Raw genomic sequence first — 19682 nt, 5'->3', positions numbered from 1 at the left:
GATGCAACCATGATCAACTTGGCGGGGCGAGAAGCGGCGGCGCTGGCCCTGATGGCGTTCGTGGCGACCGGCTGTGACGGGGCCGAGCGCGCTCCCGCGCACGCGACGCCGTCGGGCGCGTGCCGGTGGGTCACCGAGGAGGAGATGGCGCTGGCGACCGGGCTGCCCGCGGTCGAGGCGGTGGAGAGGGTCGGCGGATGCTCCTACCTCTACGACACGAACGCGTTCGGGTCGCAGGCGGTGCGGGCCACGGCGAGAGACGTCGAACGGCCGTCGTCGATCGATGTCTACTTCTATCCCAACGGCGACACCCAGGCGGTCGAGGTGATCGAGAACGGGATCGCGGCCGACGGTGCCGAGCCGGTGCGGGGCCTCGGGCGCGGCGGCGCCTGGAGCGGCGGAAACGACGAGCTGTGGGTGCGGACCGCGGGTGGCGGCGTCCGCGTCGTCGTGGACGCCTCCGAGCTGTTGCCGGGTGACGACCTGGAGGCGATCGCGGTCAAGGCGTTCACGTTCGCCGAGCCGCGTCTGCCCGGCTAGGCGGCGAGGGCGAGGGCCGCGCGGCGCAGGAAGTCGCGGTTGGACGCGGTGGCGCGGAGCTGGTCGAGGAGTTGCTTCATGGCGTCGCGGCGGTCGGCGCCGGACAGGGCCCGGCGCACCTGGGTGACGACGGCTCGTTCCTGCGGGGTGAGCAGGGTCTCGTCGTGGCGGGTGCCGGAGGCGAACAGGTCGATGGCGGGGAACTGGCGGGCCTCGGCCAGGGAGCGGTCGAGTTTCAGCTCGGCGTTGCCGGTGCTCTTGAACTCCTCGAAGATGAGGCCGTCCATGGCCGAGCCGTTCTCGACCAGGGCCGTGGCGATGATGGTCAGGGAGCCGCCGCCCTCGAGGTTGCGGGCGGCGCCGAGGAAGCGCTTCGGCGGGTGCAGGGCCGTGGAGTCGAGGCCACCGCTCAGGGTGCGGCCGCGGCCGGGGGCCAGCAGGTTGTAGGCGCGGCCCAGCCGGGTGATCGAGTCGAGCAGCACGACCACGTCCTCGCCCTGCTCGGCGAGGCGCTTGGCTCGTTCGACGGCGAGCTCGGCGACGGCGGTGTGGTCGCGCGGCGGGCGGTCGAACGTGGCGGCGACCACCTCGCCCTTGACCGAGCGGCGCATGTCGGTGACCTCCTCGGGGCGCTCGTCGACCAGGACGACCATGAGGTGGCACTCGGGGTTGTTGCGGGTGATCGCGTTGGCGATCTGCTGGAGGACGATCGTCTTGCCGGCCTTGGGCGGGGCGACGATCAGGGCGCGCTGGCCCTTGCCGATCGGCATGACGAGGTCGATGACGCGGGTCGTCAGCAGCTGCGGCTCGGTTTCCAGGCGCAGCCGTTCCTGCGGGTAGAGCGACGTCATCTCGTAGAAGTCGGCACGGCGGGACGGCGGGCGGCCGTTCACGGTCTCCACCTGCAGGGTGGCGGGTTTCTGGCCCACCCGGCGCGTGGTGCCGGTGACGCGGTCGCCGCGGCGCAGGCCGTGGCGGCGTACGTCCTGGGAATTGACGGGAACGTCGTGGCGGCCTGGCAGGTAGCCGTCGGCACGCAGCCAGGCCCGGTCGTCGACGATGTCGAGCAGCGCGCCGATATGCCGGAGATCATTTTCTGTCATGGGGATACTCCTGTACGAGGCCACGAAGGGGCCTCTCGGGTGAAAAAGTGATGGCCGGTCGACTCACGGCCTGTCCGGGAGGCGGCTGAAAGAGCACGCCGGCGTCCGGAACGTGAGGTCACCGTAGCACCGTTCCGCGCCCGGGCACAGCACCGACCCCCGTACGTCATCGGCAGTTTGCCAACCGGACGCCTGGCAGGTATGGAATGCGGCGTGCACCATGCCAACCACTACTACGGTCACTCGGCCGTCCTGGCGCGCTACTGCGGCCTCGACGACGAGGCGCCCCGCATCCAGGGCTACCTCCAGCACGGCTGGAACATCGGCGACGGTCTCGCCCCGGACCACGAGTTCGTGCCGGGCGTGCCGAAGTTCCTCTGGTCGGAGCGGGTCCGGCGGCGCGCCTGGTCGCTGGGGCGGCGCGACGTGTACGTGGTGGGCGCGCCGTGGGCGTACCTGCTGGCCCTGGAACCGGCCGCGCCGGCCGAGCGGGAGGGCACCATCTGGTACCCGTTCCACGGCTGGGAGGGGCAGCACGTGCTCGGCAGCCACGACAACCTGATCGCCGAGATCAAGGCGACCGAGCCGGGCCCGGTGACGGTGTGCCTGTACTGGCAGGAGTACCGCGACAAGGCGGTGCGCGCCACGTACGAGAAGGCGGGTTTCCGGGTGATCTGCCATGGCTACCGTGGCGGCTGGTGGAAGGACCTCGACCCCGGATTCCTGTATCGGCAACTCGCCGAGCTGCGCCGGCATTCCCGGGTGGCGTCGAACAGGCTGTGCAGCGCCGTCTTCTACGGCACGCTGGCCGGGTGCGCGCCGGCCGTCTACGGCGACCCGATGCAGCTCGAGAACGAGAAGTCCGCCTTCGGCGGCCAGGCGCGGATCCTGCGCGAGTGGTCTGACATGATCGGCGCCGAGGTCGACCTCGAGACCGCGCGCCGCGTCGCCGTCGCCGAGCTCGGGGCGGACCGCCTCCTGCCCCCCGCCGAGCTGCGCCGTCTCTTCGGCTGGCCGGCCCCGCGCAGCACCGCCGCCATCGAGCTCACCGGAGTGTTGACCTCATGACCGTGACCCTGATCGGCGGCGAGATGCTGCACTGGTCGGACCGCCCGGCCACGCCGGCGCTGCCGCCGGTGGGGGAGATCACCGGCCGTACGCTGGTGGCCGGCCCTCACCCGCACGACCTGATCGCGTCGTTGCCGGCGGAGCGGACGACAGTGCTGCTGCGCGGTCTCCCCGACGCGGAGGCCGTGGCGGGTCTCGGCGTCACGGTGTGGGCGGGCAGCCTCGACAAGGTGGCGGCGACCCCGGCGTTCGACACGATCGTCGCCCTGGACGGTCTCGACCGGCTCTGCTCGGCCGAGGCGGAGACCCTGGACGGCTGGGACGAGCGCCTGGCCCACCTGCTGACGCTGCTGCGCCCGGGCGGCCGCCTGCTGCTGCGGGTGGAGAACCTGTTCGGCGTGCACCGGCTGATCGCCCTGCCGGAGGCGCTCGGCGACAGCGAGTGGCTGGTCGCCGACGACCGGGATCCGCACCGGCCCGCCGGGCTCGCCGCGCTGCGCGAGCGGCTGGCCGTGGTGCGCGAATACGCTGCCTACGGCGACGCCCTGCTCAGCCGCGAGGTCCTCGCGGACGCGGAGCTGAGCGGCTTCGTGTCGGCCACGATCGCGGGCGCGCTCGCGACGACGGGCGAGGTCCTCGCGGATCCGGCGGCCCTGGCCACCCGCGCGCTGCGCCACGGGCTCGCGCTGGAGCTCGCCCCCGCGTGGGTCGTGGTGACCGGCGGCGCCGCGGACACGCCCGACGCGGTGGTGGGCGCAAAGGCCGTCGCCGCCGCTGATCCGCCGCGCGGCCGCACCCTCGAGGACGAGCTAATCGCTGCTGCCCAGCGGCGCGACCTGCCGGCCATGCGCGCGCTGCTCACCGCGTGGCAGAAGAGCCCGGCGGCGGGGGTTCCCGCCGCTCAGGTCATCGCCGGTTCCGCGTCGCCGGCGGCTTCCGATCTCACCCCCCTCGCTCCCGCCGGCGATCCGCTCGTTGCCCTGAGCCACTTCGCCGCGGCCGCCATCCGCGGCGACATCGCCCACCTGTGGCCGGCACCCGCCGACGAGGCCGAGCTGACCGCGCTGATCGCCGGCATGACCGGCCGCGAGGTGGAGCCCGCCGACGTCCCGCCGCTGCCGTCGCGCCCCGCGCCCGGCGCCGTCCGCGAGCTGACCGCCGAACGCGACCGCCTGGCCCGCGAGCTGGCCGAGGCCCGGGCCAAGCACGAGTTCTACGAGCAGCAGATCCGCGGCCGCGACGCCGAGCTCAAGCGCGTCCGCCAGATCAACGCCGTGCTCTCCGCGACGGCACCCGGCAAGGCGGTCCTCGGCGGCCTGAAGGCCGGCCGCCGAGCCGTGCGAGCCGTGGTCAAGCGCGGCCGGGCCTAGGCTCCGAGCAGGTCCCACCGGTTGCCGGCGATGTCCAGGAAGACCGCGACCCGCCCGTAGGGCTCGCTGCGCGGCTCGCGCACGAAGGTCACGCCGGCGGCCCGCATCCGCTCGTACGACGCGTCGAAGTCGTCCACCCGGAGGAAGAACCCGACCCGGCCGGCGGTCTGCTCGCCGACCACCGCCGCCTGGCGTGGCCCGTCCGCGCGCGCCAGCAGCAGCCCGGTCCCCGCGCCGGGCGGCCGGACGACGACCCAGCGCTTGGCCCGCCCGTCGTTCGTCAGCGACGGCGAGTCCTCGGCGAGCTCGAAGCCGAGCACCTCGGTGAAGAACGCGATGGCGGGGTCGTACTCCTCGACGACGAGGGTGACGAGATCGATCTGCACCGCGGAAGCGTACTAGCGGAGCGCGTCGTAGAGGTCTTCCAGGCGGCGGGACTGGGTGGCCACGTCGAAGCTCGCCTCGGCGTGGGCGCGGGCCGCGCGGCCCATCGTGGCGCGGAGGTCGTCGTCGCCGAGGAGCTTGCGCAGGTTGGCGGCGAGGGCCTCGCGGTCGCCCTCGGGGCCGAGCAGGCCGGTCTCGCCGTCGCGGACGGCCTCGGGGATGCCGCTGTGCACCGTCGAGACGACGGGCAGGCCCAGGGCGGCGGCCTCGACGATCGTGGTGGGCAGGCCCTCGGTGTCGCCGTCGGCGGCCGTCTTCGAGGGGGCGGCCAGCACGCGTGACTCGCTCAGCAGACGGTAGACCTCGCTTGCCGGCAGCGCGCCGGTGAACGTGGCGTCGACGCCGGCGCGGCCGGCCCGCGAGCGCATCTCGTCCAGCAGCGGCCCGTCGCCGATGAACAGCCCCTTGTACGGGCCGAGCGCGGCGATCAGGTCGTCGGCGCCCTTCTTCGCGACGAAGCGGCCCACGAACGCCACGTCCCACCGCTTCTCGGCCACCGGCACCGAGGCGGGGACCGGCACCCCGGTGTGGTGCACGCGGACCTTCGCCGGGTCGGCGCCCCAGCCGATCGCCTTCTGGCGGATCACCTCGGAGACGGCGATCAGCAGGTCGGCGCGGTCGAAGACGCTGCGCAGGTTGCGGCGGTAGCGCAGGCCGTGCGCGCCGGAGCTCTGCGGCTGGCGGGTCACGTCGTGGCCGTGCAGGGTCACGACCAGGGGCACGCCGAGGCGCTTCGTCTCGCCGGACACGAGCCAGCCGTCGCCGCCGAAGTGGGCGTGCACCAGGTCGGGGCGGACGGCGGCGAGCTGCAGGCGCAGGCGGGGCGAGCTGCCCGTGAGGCGCAGGCGCAGGAACGCGCGGCTGTCCTCGGGCGCGGGGAAGACGATGCGGTCGGTGTCGCGGGCCAGGACCGAGTCCATCTTCGTGGCGCCCACGTAGACGGGCTGCCAGCGGGTGAGGTTGTCGGCCTGGTTGCGCACGAAGGTCTCCGAGGCGGGCAGCATGGCGCTGCGCCAGATCGCGACCCTCTTCGCGGGCTCAGGCATCGGCGGTCTTGCGGCCGAGCACGGCGTCGCGCAGGCGATGGCGTACGGCCGGGGGAAGCGCCCAGATCTGCAGGTAGGTCACATAGTCGATGGCGCCCGGCCGGCCGTGCGACCGGGCCTCGCTGAGCAGCTCGCGGAAGACCTTGGTGCTGCGCGTCGGCGCGGCCATGGAACTGAGGACGCTCATGGTGAAGGCAGCGTACGCGCGGGGGGTGAACAGCGAGCGGTTGGCGCGCAGCCACTCCAGCTGCTCCTCCCACGGGTTCTGCAGGCTGATCCGCTCCCGGTTCTCGTCCTGGTGCCACAGCACGAGCGCCTCGGGCGCGTACAGCAGCTCGACGTCGTCGTGCTGCAGGGCGCGCAGCGTCCAGTCGAGCTCCTGCTGGCGGCGCAGGCCGACGGTGAACGGCACCCGGCGCAGCAGCTCGGTGGGCGCCATGATCGTCGAGGTCTGGATGAAGCCGTCGCCGTAGAACAGGCCCCGGCGCACGGTCAGGTATTCGCTCAGCGGCTCGTCCGCCTCGGGCAGGCGGCGCGGCATGACCGAGTCGGCGCGCGGCGTACGGCTGATCATGCGGGTGGCGACGATCGGCGAGGCCAGCTTGGCCGTGGCGGCGAGCGCGAGCTGGGTCTCCAGCTTCTCCGGCAGCCACTCGTCGTCGTCGTCCAGCAGGGCGACCCACCGCCCGTACGCGTGCCGCACGCCCTGGTTGCGGGCGTTCGGTGCCTTGCCGCTCTCGGGCAGCACGACGACGCGCAGGCGCTCGTCCGCCACCTGCCCCAGCGCTTCCTCGGTGGCCGGGTCGGGGCCGTCGACCACGACGATGACCTCGAGGTCGCGGTGGGTCTGGCCGAGGGCGCTGTGCACGGCGCGCACGGCGAGCTCCGGGCGGTTGCGCGTCGGGATGACGACGCTGACGTCCGGCTGTGAGGACATGGCGACCTGCTTCGGCATACGTGCGGCGGATGACGGAGAGGTGGACGCTAGGGAGCCTCGGTGAATGGCAGGCGTGATCTCAGCAACTCGGCAGCGAACTTCCATGGATTTTTGACCGGGCCGAGGGACGGTGGATCGTGCGCAAGAAGAGGAGCCCTCGCTGGGCCCGGTGGTGCGTCGGGCTCGGCGCCCTGCTCGCCGTCGTGGGTGGCGGCTCGGTCGTCGCGGTCCAGGCGACCGTGCAGGCCGCCACCAAGTCGATCAAACAGCAGGACCTGCTGGGCTCGTCGACGACGGCCGGGACCGAGAGGCACGCCACCGTCACGGGCGCGAAGAACATTCTGCTCGTCGGCATCGACCGGCGCGCCTCGGCGAAGCCCGGTGACCCCACGCGCTCCGACTCGATCATCCTGATGCACATCACCGCCGACCACAAAAGCGCCTACCTGATCTCGTTGCCGCGCGACAGCTACGTGCCGATCCCCGCCTACGACAACGGCGCGCAGAGCTACGCCGGCGGCAAAAACAAGCTCAATGCTGCTTTCGCGTACGGGAGCAGGGGCCTGACCGGCAGCGCTGCCCTGTCGCACGGCTTCGAGCTGCTGTCCCTGACGATCAAGAAGCTCACCGGGATCACCCCGGACGCCGGAGCGATCATCGACTTCGAGGGCTTCCAGCAGATCGTCGACGTGCTCGGCAAGGTCTGCATGTACGTCGACGAGGACACCACCTCGATTCACATCGGGCACACCGCCGACGGCAAGCAGGCGGCCCCGTACGTCATCAACTCCGACGGCACGCTCAACCACAAGATCAAGGGCGTGACGCCGAACTTCTACGCCAAGGGCAACCACTGCTTCACGCCCACCGAGGCGCTCGACTTCGTCCGCCAGCGCGACCTGCTCGCCGACAACGACTTCGACTACGGCCGGCAGCGGCACCAGCAGCAGTTCCTCAAGGCCGTCGTGCAACAGACGGTCAAGGACGGGCTCGACTCGCCGACGAAGCTGCCGGGGCTGCTCAGCGCGATCGGCAAGGCCGTCACCGTCGACTCGGGCGGCATCTCCCTGGAGGACTGGGTCTTCGCGATGCGCGGCATCAACCCGGACGACCTCGTCACGCTCAAGACGAACGACGGCAAGTTCAACAGCGAGTCGATCCCCGGCGTCGGCAGCGTCCAGCTGCTCAGCGACGACAGCCTCGATCTGCTGAAGGCGGCCAAGAACGACCAGGTCGCGCAGTTCGCCGAGGCGCATCCCACCTGGGTCGCCTCGACCTGAACCGGCCGTCTCGCAACTTCACCCTTCCGGGTCACCCACCGGTGACGTCCGGTGGCGTACGGTGAACCGCACTTCGCGACGAGGGGGAGCGACGCGAACCGAAGGGGGTGCCGTGAGCGGGCTGGGCGTTCTCGATCAGCTCGACCTCGGCGACCACGTGTGCTGGACCGTCGACGACGACACCGTCCGGCTCGACGCCGTCGCCGACGTGCTCGAGGGCGGCCTGCGCGCGCGCCACAAGGTGGTGTATCTGGGCGACGACCCCGGCGCGGTCCTGCACCGGCTCGACGCGCGCAAGGTGCCGACCCGCAGCCTGCTCGCCACCGGCCAGCTGCGCGCCGAGACCGCCGAGGCCAGCTATCTCAGCGCCGGCTCGTTCGACGCCGAGGCGGCGCTCGCCCTCTTCGCGACCGCTAAGGCGCAGGCCCGCGACGAGGGCTATCAAGGCCTGCGGGTGATCGGCGACATGTCGTGGGCGGCGCGCGGGGTGGCCGGCGCCGACCGGCTCGACTGGTACGAGGCCCGCGTCAACGAGGTGTTCGTCGACGGCTACGTGGTGGGCGTCTGCGCGTACGACCGCAAGCTCTTCGATCCGCTGACCCTGCGCCGCCTCGCGCTGGCCCATCCGGGCGCGGCCGGCCCGCTGCTGCCCTTCGACCCGGAGTCGTCGCTGCGCTGCCGCCGCACCACCGAGCCGTTCGGGTTGCGGCTCACCGGCGAGGCCGACATGTCCAACCGGTACGCGCTGGAGTCGGTCCTCGACGGCCTGGTCACCGACCTGCCGCCGGACGCGACGGCGGTCGTGGACGTGACCGGCCTGCGCTTCGCCGACACCGCCGCCGCCCGCGTCATGATCCAGGCGGTGGCCGACAGCATGGACCGCATCCGCATCCGCGGCTGCTCACCGGTGGTCGGCCGGCTGCTGCGCTTCCACGGCCTGCCCGACGCCGCGACCCTCTGACGGGTCCTTCAGCATCAGCCCGAGCAGCAGCGCCACCGCCGGCGCCGCCCCGAGGATCGCCAGGACACCTTCCGGGCCGTACGCCTCGGCGACCGCGCCCAGCAGCGGCGCGAAGAGCCCGCCCACGCTGACCGCCAGCCCCAGCGTCACCCCGGCGGCGGTGCCCGGGCGGCCCGGCAGATAATCCTGGCCGAGCTTGACCAGCACCGCGAACGGGACGTTGAGCGCCACGCCGGCCAGCGCGGCGAACAGCAGCGGCCACGGCGCCCACCGCAGCGCCACGAAGAGCGGGATCGCCACCAGCGCGCCCCACTGGATGGTGCGGACCATGCCGATCCGGTCGGCGACCCGCCCGCCCAGCAGCGTGCCGGCGACCCCGCCGACGAGGAAGACGGCGAGCGCCGCCCCGGCGGTGCCGCGGCTCGCGTGCAGGTGCCGGATCCAGTACAGCTCGATGAAGGTGATCACCCCGAAGAACGCCACGGACCGGACCATCTCGATGCCGGTGAGCGCCAGGAACGGCCGCCACTGGTCCCTGCCGCCGGCGACGGCGGCCACGACGGTGGCGGTCCGCCTCGCCGAGCGCCGCAGCAGCACGAAGCCGATCACCAGGGCGGGCGGGATGAACAGGACCGTGGCGGGCACCCCGAACGCGACGAGCGCGGGCGTGGCGAGCACCGGGGCGAGGAAGAAGCCGACGCTGCCGCCGGCCGCGAACAGGCTCATCTTCGAGGCGCTGTCCCCGGCGTCCTCGCGGGCGCCGCGGCCCGCGGCGGGGTGGAACATGGCGACGCCGAGCCCCGACAGCAGGATCAGCGCGAAGACCGTGGGGTAGTGGCCGCCGGCGATCCCGGACAGGCCGAGCCCCAGCCCCGCCAGGGTCACCCCGGCGGCGGCGAGCCACCGGACCTGGTAACGGTCGACGAGCATGCCGATGAACGGCTGCGGCACGGCGCTGCCGAGCGCCGCGGCGAGCGTGAGCCCGGAGGCCGCCACGTAGCTGTACCGGTGATCGAGCACGAAGTAGGGCAGGGTGGCGGGAACGAGTCCCTGGTAGAGGTCGTCAACAGTGTGCGCGAGGGCCCACAACCACATCATGGTCACGACCCTGCCAACGCGGCCGTGGTGCGGGCTTCCGATATTCTGCCTGCTTGTGTCGGTAGACCGCCACGTGCTGCACGGCCCCACGACGACGGCGCTCGGGCGCAACGAGCGCATCGAGTGGCACGACCACGCCGTCCACCAGCTGATCTATCCGCTCCGGGGCGTGCTCCAGGTGTTCACCGCGCGCGGCTCGTGGGTGGTGCCGCCGAACCGCGCGGTCTGGATCCCGGCCGGGGTCGCGCACGCGCACCGGGCGCACGGCCCCACATCGATGCGCTCGCTGATCTTCGACGCCGCCCTGCCCGGTTCCCCGGCGCCGGCGGTGCTCTCCGTCGGCCCGCTGCTGCGCGAGGTGATCCGGACGCTGACGGAGGACGGCGTCCCGGCGGAGCAACGGCACCACCTGGAGCAGGTGGCCCTGTGGCAGCTCCGCGACGTCCCGGCGCTGCCGCTGCACCTGCCCGCCCCCGCCGACCCGCGCCTCGCGCACCTGGCCCGCCTGCTGACCGCGAACCCGGCCGACCAGCGTTCCCTGACCGAACTGGGCCGCGAGGTCGGCGCCGCGGAGCGCACCCTGTCGAGGCTGTTCCGCGCCGAGACCGGCATGACATTCCCGCAGTGGCGGTCCCAGCTGCGCCTGCACCACGCCGTCACGCTGCTGGCCGCCGGCCGTTCCGTCACCCGCGTCGCCGCCGACTGCGGTTTCCGCAGCCCGAGCGCGTTCATCGAGTCGTTCCGCGCCGCTTTCGGCACCACGCCCGGCCGCTACTTCGGTCCTTGATATAGCTGCCACCGCCCGGCCGTCAGCCAATCGCGTGATGTGGGCGTGTTGCCGCGCACTCAGCACTGGGTGTCCGCGATATCGTGTCGCGGGTTTGATCTCTTCCCCTTGGGAGCTATTCCGGATATGTCGGACATTGTCGAGCCGGGGCCATTGTGGCGCCGCAGCGCCCGGTGCATCACTGACAACCACTGTGTCGAAGTGGCCGAACTCCCCGGTGGTGAGATGGTCGGTCTCCGGAATTCGCAATTGCCCGACGTGGCACTCACGCTTTCTAGGCCGGTGTGGCGGGATCTGATCGCCGCGATCAAGGCCGGTCACCTGGGCTGACTAGGGAACGACTCGGCGCCCGTTGAGATAGTCATGTTCGACGGTGTTCTGCCGGCGGGATTTCGAGCTCGTCCTGGCCGGCGGTTCCCGCGTCTCCCGCGCGCGTGACGGCGGGCCGCCTTTGGTGGCTCGCAAGTATTCCTCGTTCACGATCGCCAGGAATTGCTCACGCCGGCTCCGGGCCTTCACCGTCTCGTGCCAGTCGCCGTGCAACTCCCAGAAGCGTCGGGGGACCTCGCTGTCGAAGAAGTTCGCCAGAAACCGGCGTGTTTGAGTCTCCGACATCTCCCGTAGATCCCAGCCTTGCTTCCAGGCCTTCAGGATGCGGTTGCAGTAGTAGAAGAGATCCTCATCCAACCCTTCCGGAGCGACGCGGGCGCCCCAGCACTGGCGGTAGACGGGCTCGTCCATCGCGATCTTGACGAGTTCCTCAGTCGAGCCCAGCATGGAGCGCACCCGCTCGTTGCGGAGCTGACGATGTTGCACGGCCAATCCTGCCATGACGACAGCCAGCGTGAGAGTGGCGATGACGGCCGACGCGGCGCCGTAAGCCTGGCCGATGTCGCTCGCCCTCGAGTAGTCGTCGCCGGGGGCGGAGAGCCGGATGAGAAGTAGCGGAGCCAGGATGACGCTGACCATGGCCGCGGCGAAGCCGGCAACGCACATCGTCACGAGCACCCATCGGACGAAGGTTCCGGTGTGTTCAGCCGTCCGAGAATCCGCTGTCGTCATTTCGACTCCCAGGCGTGTGTACTGTCAGTGTGCCGGAGTCGAACAATCATGACGGTATTCACTCATCAAGGCGCCGAAAATGCTCTGTGGCGATCTGCTATCAAGCAGAAAGCCACCTTTCTTCTTGGGTAAGGTGCGGCAGGAGTCCATGTTGTCGGATCATCCGCGTCCTCCGATGGTGACTACGCCTGAGCGTCTGCTGAGGATTCGATCTATCATGCCGGAATCATGAACGTTCCTGATGACGAGCAAATCCGCGCATTGCATCAACGGTTCGCGCCGAGCAGGGAAGCGTTCGAACTGGTGTGGACCCACTGCCGCGTCGTGTGCTCGGTGGTCGAGCAGTTGCTCCGCGGCCGACCGGAGGACGTCGCGCTCGTGCGGGCGGGGGCGTTGCTGCACGACATCGGCGTCTACCTGCTGTCGCCGGGGGAGATCTACATCCGGCACGGCATCCTCGGCCACGATCTGCTGCGTTCCGCGGGCCTTGCCGCGCCGCTGTGGCGCTTCTGCTCGTGCCACACCGGCGTCGGCATCACCCGGGACGACATCTCCCGCCAGGGGTTGCCGCTCCCGCCCGCCGACTACGTCCCCGAGAGCGGCGAGGAAACCCTCGTCATGTACGCCGACAAGTTCCACAGCAAGACCAAGCCGCCCGTCTTCGTCTCGGCCCCCACCTACCGTTCGAGCGTCGCCCGTTTCGGTCCCGACAAGGTAAAGCGCTTCGACGAGCTCACGGCCGAGTTCGGCGTGCCCGACCTGTCGGCCCTCGCCGCCCGCTACGGCCACGCCATCACCTGACCCTCCACGGGCGCCGCGACTCCCGGCCCTACCTGACAGAGGTTGTCAGTCATTGCCACGACGATGGGGCCATGAACGACTTCGACTTCCTCATGGGTTCGTGGCACGTGGTGAACCGGCGCCGCCGCGGTGACGGCTGGGACGAGTTTCCGGGCTACGCCACCTGCCGGCCCGCGCTCGACGGGCTCGGCAACGTCGACGAGATCGAGTTTCCGACCCTGAAGTCGCGTGGGCTGACCCTCCGCCTCTTCGACGTCGAGAGCCGGCAGTGGTCGATCTACTGGGCCAGCGGCACCACCGGGCGCCTCTACCCGCCGGTGCACGGCACGTTCCGCGACGGCCGGGGCGACTTCTACGGCGACGACACCCACGAGGGACGTCCCATTCGGGTGCATTTCATCTGGTCGGGCACCACCTCCTCGAGCCCGCGCTGGGAGCAGAAGTTCTCGTACGACGGCGGCCGCACCTGGGAAACCGACTGGGTCATGGAACTGACACGGGACACCACACAGGACTACGCCGGCGCCGCGGCGAAAACCTTGGGCCGCGCATAGACGGTCAGCTCTGTCGTGCACAGATCCACCGGGTCGAAGGACGCGAAATCCTCGTGCACGCGGAAAGCACCCTCCAGAGCCGCGCGGGAATCGGCGTCGACGACGCGGTCACACCGCTCGATGCCGAACCCCGCGTCGGCGAACATGCGGATCAGCTGGGGCGCGCGAAGGCGATTGCAGTAGGCGTATTCGTTGCCGGCTATGCGCACCCACTGGCGCGCCGAATAGCGCAGGAAGTTGATGCGCGTGATGGCCGGGTCCTGGTGGGCGAAGTGGTCGCTGGGGTCGATGAGGTGCGCCGCGAAACCGTCCGGGCCGAGCAGCCGGCGCGACTCGGCGAGGAGGGCCCGCAGCGCCCGCGGGGTGACATGCTCGAGCACGGTCATCGAGAAGCTCAGGTCGAAGCTGCCGTCCGGGTCGGGCATGCGTGACGCGTCGCCGGGCGCCAGATAGCGCACGCCGATGCGGCGGAACAGCTCCCGCGGCCGGTCGGCGAGCTCCGCGATCACGCCGAGCCGGGCGCGCAGCGTCATCGGGGACACGAGCCCGTCGTACAGCTCAAGGACCTGATCCTCGGCCGCGACGAGTTTGTGCAGCATCTCGCTGGTGAGATCGGGTTGCAGCCGCCGGTGCAGGTCGACGGTGACGACCTCGCGCGCGCCGCACAGATGCATGGCCACGGGCGCGATCGGGATGTGCCCGGTGCCGATCTCGAGGCAGCGCAGCCCGTCGAGGCGCAGCCCGAGCTCGGCGAGCCGGCGCATCATCTGAGCGTGCTGGGGCAGCCGCCGGAACGGATCGGCCGCGAGCCGCCCGAGCCGTCGCTGGAGCTGCCGGTAGGCAACGCCGCCGCCGGGAGCCGCGGCGCAGATCCGCTGGATCCGTGCCTTGGTCGTCCACCGCATGAAGCCCACCCTAGGCCGCCGGGCTGACAGTCGCGGAGTTTTCCACAGCACTCGCGGTTGTCCACAGGCGCCGAGCGGGATCAAGCGCGTGTCCGCAACAATGGCCTCACTTTGCTCAGCTCGCCTCCCCCCGGGGCGGCGGGGAGTAGTTTGGTGCTCGTCTATGCCGGAATCAAACTCAGCATGATCGAAGATTGGGGTGAGGAGGCCCGGTTGCGAGAAAATCACATAGCTCGGCTCGATGGTCAGAAATTCGTCGAGAAACGACAGCGAGATATGACCACAGAAAGCCGGGGAATCACGCGGGATCACCCGGGAAGCGCAGGGAATTCGGCGCGGCCGGTGTCAGCCGCCTTGACCGACTGCGAGTCGCTCACCCCGGCTGGCGGCCCGGCATCACGGCCTTCGGCCAGCCGGATCTGCTCACGCAACTCCTCCAGGATCCGTCCCGGCTCCTTGATCAGTGAGCCGTTCTCATCCTGGTGGTGCAGGTCGCCGCCGAGGGAGCAACCTGGTGCCGGCACGGCGAAGCACCCGATCGGACCCGCAATCGGCGGTAGGGCAGTCGACTAAGATCCGGTGCGCCGGCCGAAAGCCTGGCTGCGCTGTCTTTCCCTGCCCCATTCCGGTGTCCAGCCGCGCCCTGAACCGCCCTGCGGGCCTCATCCGCGCCCCACCGGAGCTACGCAATGAACCTCCATTGCTGACAGCGACCAGGCCGCTATCCGGCGTAGGCTGCTCCGGTGGGAGAAGTGGTGCCGTGGTTGGTATTCGTCGCCGTGCTGACGGTGCTCCTGTGTTTCCTCGCCTGGCTGGCGGCACGTACCCGGCGCCGCGGCGTGGGCGGGAGATCATGGGGCCGGTGGACCTGATCTATCGTCCGCATACCCACAAGATCAACGAGGAGATCCAGATCCAAGAGGAACGCATGGCGGGGATGCCGTCGCCGGGTGATCCGTTGAAGCGCTCCCGAGGCGAAGCAAGTCCGTAGCGCGCGGGCGGCTCAGGGGATCGCGTAGCGGTTGGCTTCGACGTCGTGCAGGCGAGGCCGGCCCGCACGATTACGGCCGCGCGGCGCGGGCAGCTCAGACGCCCGGCCGCGTCGGCGATGACCTGCACGTTGACGTCGTGCCGCTTGTGCAGCCGGAGTAGTACGGCTTCTGGTCGGCGACCCGGTCGATCGGGATCTGGGTGCCGTCGAGGATCGCGTACACCAGTTGCTGGATGCTCGGCATCGCGCTGGCGAGGTCGTCTGCGGCCATGCTGAGCAGGGCGATCGCCTCCTGGACGTAACGCCGCCGCGACTACCGAAATCACCGCGAACGCCGTCCGGCAACCCTCGGAAGCGCTCACTGAGTGCCGCGTGGTGTGGCGCCCCAATGCGGGCTCGGTTGGTGGTGGACGGCCGGTGAGCGGTGGCCGGCCGGCGCGGGCTCCGGCATCGGGCGAGCGGGTGCCCGCGTGTGGGCGCGTCGTGGCGCGGGTGTGGGTGGGCGGGGGATCAAGCGACGTGGATTCCGGGGATACCACGCGCGCCTATGAATGGCGGGGTCTGAGACGCATTTGTTATCGATAACAAAGTTTCGGCCACATGTCGGCAAGGTTGCTTGGAACGGTTGACACGATCCTATGTGAGCGTTCACACTCGACCGCACCCCCGCCCCTTTGAGGGAGTTCTGACTAAGGAGTTCCGCGCATGAGACTGTCCAGGATGGGTGCGGTGGTTTCCGCCGCCGTGCTGGTCACAGCCCTGACCGCGTGCGGTTCGAGCGAGAAGACCGTCGATAAAGAGGCCGGCGCCGCCGACAACAAGGGCGCCCTGATCGGTGTCACCATGCCCACCCGCACGTCCGAGCGGTGGATCAGCGACGGTGACAACGTCAAGAAGCAGTTGGAGGACCTCGGCTACAAGGTCGACCTCCAGTACGCCGGCGACGACATCCCGACGCAGACGCAGCAGCTCGACAACCAGATCACCAAGGGCGCCAAGCTGCTGATCATCGCGTCGATCGACGGCACCGCGATCACCACCCAGCTGGAGAACGCGAAGGCCAACAACATTCCCGTCATCGCGTATGACCGGTTGATCCGCAACAGCCCCAACGTCGACTACTACGCGACGTTCGACAACTTCAAGGTCGGCGTGCAGCAGGCCACCTCGCTGCTGACCGGCCTCAAGGTGCTCAACGCCGACGGCTCCAAGGGCTCGGCCAAGGGCCCGTTCAATGTCGAGCTGTTCGCCGGCTCGCCGGACGACAACAACGCGACCTTCTTCTTCAACGGCGCGATGAGCGTGCTCAAGCCGTACCTCGACGACGGCACCCTGGTCGTCAAGAGCAAGCAGACCGACTTCAAGACCGTCGCGATTCTCCGCTGGCAGGCCAAGACGGCCCAGGACCGCATGGAGAACCTGCTGACCTCCACCTACCGGGACGGCGCCAAGGTCGACGGCGTGCTCTCGCCGTACGACGGGCTCTCGATCGGCATCCTCTCCGCGCTCAAGAGCAACGGTTACGGTACGCCCGCGCAGAAGTACCCGATCGTCACCGGCCAGGACGCCGAGGCCGCCTCGGTCAAGTCGATCATCGCGAACGAGCAGTACTCGACGATCTACAAGGACACGCGCCAGCTCGCCAAGACGACCGTCGAGATGGCCGACGCGGTTCTCAAGGGCCAGAAGCCGCAGACGAACAACGACAAGGACTACAACAACGGCGTCAAGGTCGTTCCGTCGATGCTGCTCAACTCGGTGATCGTCGACAAGAGCAACTACAAGAAGGAACTGGTCGACACCGGTTACTACACCGAGGCCCAGCTGGGTCAGTGAGCGAATTGACCGACACCATCCTGCGCATGCGGGGCATCTCCAAGACGTTCCCGGGCGTTCGCGCGCTCGACGACGTCAACCTGGAGGTGCTCCGCGGCGAGATCCACGCGATCTGCGGGGAGAACGGCGCCGGGAAGTCCACCCTCATGAAGGTGCTTTCCGGCGTCTACCCCCACGGCGAGTACGACGGCGAGATCGAGTTCGACGGCGAGCCGTGCCGCTTCGGGGGCATCCGCGACAGCGAGCACAAGGGCATCGTCATCATCCACCAGGAGCTGGCGCTCGCCTCGAACCTGTCGATCGCCGAGAACATCTACCTCGGCAACGAGATGGCCACCCGTGGCCTGATCGACTGGAACCGCACCAACGCCGCGGCCGCCGACCTGTTGCGGCGGGTCGGGCTGCACGAGAACCCGACCACCCCGGTGCTCGACCTCGGCGTCGGCAAGCAGCAGCTCGTCGAGATCGCCAAGGCGCTGTCCAAGCGCGTACGGCTGCTCATCCTCGACGAGCCCACCGCCGCGCTCAACGACGACGACTCGGCGCACCTGCTGGAGCTGCTGCGCGGGCTCCGCGAGGACGGCATCACGTGCGTGATCATCTCGCACAAGCTGAACGAGGTGCTCGACATCGCCGACCGGGTGACGATCCTGCGCGACGGGCGCACGATCACCACGTTGCCGTCGGAGGGGCTCACCGAGGACCGGATCATCTCGGGCATGGTCGGGCGCGACCTCGACCACCGCTTCCCGCCGCACGAGCCCAAGATCGGCGAGGAGGTGTTCCGGGTCGAGAACTGGACCGTGCACAGCCCCACCCAGCACGGGCGTGTGCTGGTGCGCGACGCCACCCTGTCCCTGAAGAGGGGCGAGATCGTCGGCCTGGCCGGCCTCATGGGCGCGGGGCGCACCGAGCTCGCGATGAGCATCTTCGGCCGCTCCTACGGCAGCGACATCTCCGGCCGCCTGATCAAGGACGGCAAGGAGATCCGGTTGCGGTCCGTCGGCGAGGCCATCGAGCACGGCATCGCGTACGCGACGGAGGACCGCAAGCGGTACGGCCTGAACCTGATCGAGGACATCAAGCGCAACGTGTCCGCGGCGGCGCTGAGCCGGCTGGCGAAGCGCGGCTGGGTCGACGACAACGAGGAGTACAAGGTCGCCGAGGGCTACCGGAAGAGCCTGAACATCAAGGCGCCCAGCGTCTCCAGCGTGACCGGCAAGCTGTCCGGCGGCAACCAGCAGAAGGTCGTGCTGGCCAAGTGGATCTTCACGGACCCGGACGTGCTGATCCTCGACGAGCCGACCCGCGGCATCGACGTCGGCGCGAAGTACGAGATCTACACGATCATCAACGAGCTCGCCGACGCCGGCAAGGCCGTGCTCGTCATCTCGTCCGAGCTGCCCGAGCTGCTCGGACTCTGCGACCGCATCTACACCCTCTCGGCGGGGCGGATCACCGGTGAGGTGCCGCGCGCCGAGGCCACCCAGGAGGGCCTGATGACCCTGATGACCGCCGGGCAGGAGATCCCCTCGTGAGCAGCCTGGCACCCACCAACGCCGACCTCGCCGTCGGCGCGCCGCCGCCCGTGCCGGTGAGCAAGAGCGGCCGCAAGTTCTCGTTCAACCTGCGCCAGAGCGGCATCTACCTGGCGTTCCTGGCGATCGTGCTGCTGTTCACGATCCTCACCGGCGGCGACATGCTCGCCCCGCAGAACATCAGCAACATCATCGTGCAGAACTCGTACATCCTGATCCTCGCGATCGGGATGATCCTGATCATCATCGCCGGCCACATCGACCTGTCGGTGGGCTCGATCGTGGCCGCCTGCGGCGCGGTCGCGGCGGTGCTGATGGTCGAGCACAGCGTGCCGTGGCCGCTCGCCATCCTCATCACGCTGGTCGTCGGCGGGGTGATCGGCGCGTGGCAGGGCTACTGGGTGGCGTACTTCGGCATCCCGGCCTTCATCGTCACGCTCGCCGGCATGCTGCTGTTCCGCGCGGTGACCCTGATGATCCTCGGCAACCGCGGCATCGGCCCGTTCCCCGACGAGGTGCGCACGCTGTCGAACGGCTTCGTCGACGGCTACCTGGGCAACATCGGCCTCGGCGCGCTCGGCGGCGCCGACCTGCTCAGCCTGCTCGTCGGCGTGGCGTCGGTGGTGGGCATCGTGGTCGTGCAGTGGCGTGCCCGCAAGGGCCGGCAGAAGTACGGGCAGGCCGTCGAGCCGTTCCCGCTCTTCGTCGCCAAGATCGTGGTGGCGGCCGCGCTGGTCATGTTCGTGGTGGTGCAGCTGGCCCGCTTCCGCAACCTGCCGTGGGTGCTGGTGCTGCTGGCCGCGCTGGTGCTGGGCTACTCGGTGCTGACCAACCGGGCCGTGTTCGGCCGCCAGATCTACGCGATCGGCGGCAACCTCCAGGCCGCGACGCTCTCCGGCGTCAAGGTCAAGTCGGTGATCTTCTGGATCTTCGTGAACATGGGCGTGCTGTCGGCGCTCGCCGGCATCATCTTCGCCGGCCGTCTCAACCAGGCCAACCCGACCGCCGGCAACCAGTTCGAGCTGGACGCGATCGCCGCGGCCTTCATCGGCGGCGCCGCCGTGCAGGGCGGCGTCGGCAAGGTGGTCGGCGCCATCACCGGCGGTCTCATCATGGGCGTCATCAACAACGGCATGAGCCTGATCGGCGCCGAGAGCGAACAGGTCATGCTGGTCAAGGGCGCGGTCCTGCTGGCCGCCGTGGCCTTCGACATCTGGACGAAGCGCCGCGCGGGCGCCTCGCGCTGAGCCTCCGGCGGGGCGGGCTTTCCTCCCGGGACGCCCGCCCCGCCATCCGGCGCGGAGCCGGAAGACATCGGTCGATCAGCCCACGCCGGCCGCGCGCCGCCGCCGCTACCCTCC

General features: G+C 70.1%; 20 protein-coding genes and 2 pseudogenes. 13 read left to right on the top strand and 9 right to left on the bottom strand.

The window, feature by feature from the left end; translation table 11 throughout:
• Positions 1–9: 9 nt before the first annotated feature.
• Complete coding sequence (locus tag Ade02nite_RS39750; RefSeq protein WP_203775270.1) at positions 10–540, top strand: hypothetical protein; 531 nt, start codon at positions 10–12, stop codon at positions 538–540.
• On the opposite strand, the pseudogene rho reads toward Ade02nite_RS39750, so the two are convergent.
• A pseudogene (rho, locus tag Ade02nite_RS39745) lies at positions 537–1655 on the bottom strand (transcription termination factor Rho); the annotation flags it as partial. The gene Ade02nite_RS39750 and the pseudogene rho overlap by 4 nt on opposite strands.
• Positions 1656–1856: 201 nt before the next feature.
• Here rho and Ade02nite_RS39740 point away from each other — a divergent pair.
• Complete coding sequence (locus Ade02nite_RS39740; protein ID WP_203775266.1) at positions 1857–2711, top strand: hypothetical protein; 855 nt, start codon at positions 1857–1859, stop codon at positions 2709–2711.
• Entirely contained in the window at positions 2708–4081 is a 1374-nt protein-coding gene (locus Ade02nite_RS39735) for a hypothetical protein (RefSeq protein WP_203775264.1), read from the top strand. Before Ade02nite_RS39740 ends, Ade02nite_RS39735 begins: the two co-directional genes overlap by 4 nt.
• Here the strand turns inward: Ade02nite_RS39735 and Ade02nite_RS39730 are convergent.
• The 3 genes from Ade02nite_RS39730 to Ade02nite_RS39720 are packed head-to-tail and all read right to left on the bottom strand — an operon-like array spanning position 4078 to position 6508.
• Entirely contained in the window at positions 4078–4467 is a 390-nt protein-coding gene (locus Ade02nite_RS39730) for a VOC family protein (protein WP_203775262.1), read from the bottom strand. The two genes, Ade02nite_RS39735 and Ade02nite_RS39730, sit on opposite strands and share 4 nt — an antisense overlap.
• Positions 4468–4479: 12 nt before the next feature.
• On the bottom strand, positions 4480–5571 hold the full coding sequence (locus Ade02nite_RS39725) for a glycosyltransferase (RefSeq protein ID WP_203775260.1): 1092 nt from the start codon (positions 5569–5571) through the stop codon (positions 4480–4482).
• On the bottom strand, positions 5564–6508 hold the full coding sequence (locus Ade02nite_RS39720) for a glycosyltransferase family 2 protein (RefSeq protein WP_203775258.1): 945 nt from the start codon (positions 6506–6508) through the stop codon (positions 5564–5566). Before Ade02nite_RS39720 ends, Ade02nite_RS39725 begins: the two co-directional genes overlap by 8 nt.
• A 137-nt stretch (positions 6509–6645) precedes the next feature.
• On the opposite strand from Ade02nite_RS39720, the gene Ade02nite_RS39715 reads away from it, so the two are divergent.
• Both Ade02nite_RS39715 and Ade02nite_RS39710 read left to right on the top strand, forming a co-directional pair.
• On the top strand, positions 6646–7788 hold the full coding sequence (locus Ade02nite_RS39715; RefSeq protein ID WP_239169379.1) for an LCP family protein: 1143 nt from the start codon (positions 6646–6648) through the stop codon (positions 7786–7788).
• A 112-nt stretch (positions 7789–7900) separates the two neighbouring features.
• The gene (locus Ade02nite_RS39710) at positions 7901–8749 is read left to right on the top strand and encodes an MEDS domain-containing protein (RefSeq protein WP_203775256.1); all 849 of its coding nucleotides are present in this window, start codon (positions 7901–7903) and stop codon (positions 8747–8749) included.
• Here the strand turns inward: Ade02nite_RS39710 and Ade02nite_RS39705 are convergent.
• Positions 8690–9847 carry an MFS transporter gene (locus Ade02nite_RS39705; RefSeq protein ID WP_203775254.1) on the bottom strand — a complete coding sequence of 386 codons (1158 nt, stop codon included), beginning with the start codon at positions 9845–9847 and terminating at the stop codon, positions 8690–8692. The genes Ade02nite_RS39710 and Ade02nite_RS39705 overlap by 60 nt on opposite strands.
• Before the next feature lie 55 nt (positions 9848–9902).
• Here Ade02nite_RS39705 and Ade02nite_RS39700 point away from each other — a divergent pair, with 55 nt between their 5' ends.
• Together Ade02nite_RS39700 and Ade02nite_RS39695 are read left to right on the top strand one after the other, a co-directional pair.
• Complete coding sequence (locus tag Ade02nite_RS39700; RefSeq protein WP_239169378.1) at positions 9903–10634, top strand: AraC family transcriptional regulator; 732 nt, start codon at positions 9903–9905, stop codon at positions 10632–10634.
• Between the two features lie 126 nt (positions 10635–10760).
• Positions 10761–10964: a DUF397 domain-containing protein gene (locus Ade02nite_RS39695; RefSeq protein WP_203775250.1), complete on the top strand. Its 204-nt coding sequence runs from the start codon at positions 10761–10763 to the stop codon at positions 10962–10964.
• Here Ade02nite_RS39695 and Ade02nite_RS39690 read toward each other — a convergent pair whose 3' ends face one another.
• Entirely contained in the window at positions 10965–11696 is a 732-nt protein-coding gene (locus Ade02nite_RS39690; protein ID WP_203775248.1) for a DUF6082 family protein, read from the bottom strand.
• Between the two features lie 228 nt (positions 11697–11924).
• On the opposite strand from Ade02nite_RS39690, the gene Ade02nite_RS39685 reads away from it, so the two are divergent.
• Both Ade02nite_RS39685 and Ade02nite_RS39680 read left to right on the top strand, forming a co-directional pair.
• Positions 11925–12497, top strand: coding sequence for an HD domain-containing protein (locus Ade02nite_RS39685; RefSeq protein ID WP_203775246.1), 573 nt, complete (start codon positions 11925–11927; stop codon positions 12495–12497).
• Between the two features lie 71 nt (positions 12498–12568).
• Entirely contained in the window at positions 12569–13051 is a 483-nt protein-coding gene (locus Ade02nite_RS39680) for a hypothetical protein (protein WP_203775244.1), read from the top strand.
• On the opposite strand, the gene Ade02nite_RS39675 is transcribed toward Ade02nite_RS39680, so the two are convergent.
• Together Ade02nite_RS39675 and Ade02nite_RS39670 are read right to left on the bottom strand one after the other, a co-directional pair.
• Positions 13012–13956 carry a class I SAM-dependent methyltransferase gene (locus Ade02nite_RS39675; RefSeq protein ID WP_203775242.1) on the bottom strand — a complete coding sequence of 315 codons (945 nt, stop codon included), beginning with the start codon at positions 13954–13956 and terminating at the stop codon, positions 13012–13014. The two genes, Ade02nite_RS39680 and Ade02nite_RS39675, sit on opposite strands and share 40 nt — an antisense overlap.
• Before the next feature lie 308 nt (positions 13957–14264).
• A complete protein-coding gene (locus Ade02nite_RS39670; RefSeq protein ID WP_203775240.1) occupies positions 14265–14480 on the bottom strand; it encodes a hypothetical protein in 216 nt (71 codons plus the stop codon).
• 338 nt (positions 14481–14818) lie between these two features.
• Between Ade02nite_RS39670 and Ade02nite_RS50475 the strand changes: the two genes are divergently transcribed.
• Positions 14819–14947: a hypothetical protein gene (locus Ade02nite_RS50475; protein ID WP_275409985.1), complete on the top strand. Its 129-nt coding sequence runs from the start codon at positions 14819–14821 to the stop codon at positions 14945–14947.
• A gap of 95 nt (positions 14948–15042) precedes the next feature.
• Here Ade02nite_RS50475 and Ade02nite_RS39665 read toward each other — a convergent pair.
• Positions 15043–15251: pseudogene (locus tag Ade02nite_RS39665) on the bottom strand (IS5/IS1182 family transposase); the annotation flags it as partial.
• A gap of 401 nt (positions 15252–15652) precedes the next feature.
• Between Ade02nite_RS39665 and chvE the strand changes: the two are divergent.
• The 3 genes from chvE to mmsB are packed head-to-tail and all read left to right on the top strand — an operon-like array spanning position 15653 to position 19568.
• Entirely contained in the window at positions 15653–16783 is a 1131-nt protein-coding gene (chvE, locus tag Ade02nite_RS39660; RefSeq protein WP_203775238.1) for a multiple monosaccharide ABC transporter substrate-binding protein, read from the top strand.
• A 5-nt stretch (positions 16784–16788) separates the two neighbouring features.
• On the top strand, positions 16789–18321 hold the full coding sequence (gene mmsA, locus Ade02nite_RS39655) for a multiple monosaccharide ABC transporter ATP-binding protein (protein ID WP_203775404.1): 1533 nt from the start codon (positions 16789–16791) through the stop codon (positions 18319–18321).
• A complete protein-coding gene (gene mmsB, locus Ade02nite_RS39650) occupies positions 18318–19568 on the top strand; it encodes a multiple monosaccharide ABC transporter permease (protein WP_203775236.1) in 1251 nt (416 codons plus the stop codon). The genes mmsA and mmsB overlap by 4 nt, the downstream gene beginning before the upstream one ends.
• The last annotated feature ends 114 nt before the right edge of the window (positions 19569–19682 follow it).

It is taken from the genome of Paractinoplanes deccanensis (assembly GCF_016862115.1).
GTDB lineage: Bacteria > Actinomycetota > Actinomycetes > Mycobacteriales > Micromonosporaceae > Actinoplanes > Actinoplanes deccanensis.
Note: the sequence above shows the minus strand (reverse complement) of the source record. Positions and strands in the feature narration are given on the sequence as shown.

Bases quoted from the DNA above. Each gene is read 5' to 3' on its own strand.
- Ade02nite_RS39750 (WP_203775270.1), top strand. From the start codon at position 10: ATGATCAACTTGGCGGGGCGAGAAGCGGCGGCGCTGGCCCTGATGGCG.
- Ade02nite_RS39735 (WP_203775264.1), top strand. From the start codon at position 2,708: ATGACCGTGACCCTGATCGGCGGCGAGATGCTGCACTGGTCGGACCGC.
- Ade02nite_RS39725 (WP_203775260.1), bottom strand. From the start codon at position 5,571: ATGCCTGAGCCCGCGAAGAGGGTCGCGATCTGGCGCAGCGCCATGCTG.
- Ade02nite_RS39720 (WP_203775258.1), bottom strand. From the start codon at position 6,508: ATGTCCTCACAGCCGGACGTCAGCGTCGTCATCCCGACGCGCAACCGC.
- Ade02nite_RS39705 (WP_203775254.1), bottom strand. From the start codon at position 9,847: ATGATGTGGTTGTGGGCCCTCGCGCACACTGTTGACGACCTCTACCAG.
- Ade02nite_RS39695 (WP_203775250.1), top strand. From the start codon at position 10,761: ATGTCGGACATTGTCGAGCCGGGGCCATTGTGGCGCCGCAGCGCCCGG.
- Ade02nite_RS39690 (WP_203775248.1), bottom strand. From the start codon at position 11,696: ATGACGACAGCGGATTCTCGGACGGCTGAACACACCGGAACCTTCGTC.
- Ade02nite_RS39685 (WP_203775246.1), top strand. From the start codon at position 11,925: ATGAACGTTCCTGATGACGAGCAAATCCGCGCATTGCATCAACGGTTC.
- Ade02nite_RS39680 (WP_203775244.1), top strand. From the start codon at position 12,569: ATGAACGACTTCGACTTCCTCATGGGTTCGTGGCACGTGGTGAACCGG.
- Ade02nite_RS39675 (WP_203775242.1), bottom strand. From the start codon at position 13,956: ATGCGGTGGACGACCAAGGCACGGATCCAGCGGATCTGCGCCGCGGCT.
- chvE (WP_203775238.1), top strand. From the start codon at position 15,653: ATGAGACTGTCCAGGATGGGTGCGGTGGTTTCCGCCGCCGTGCTGGTC.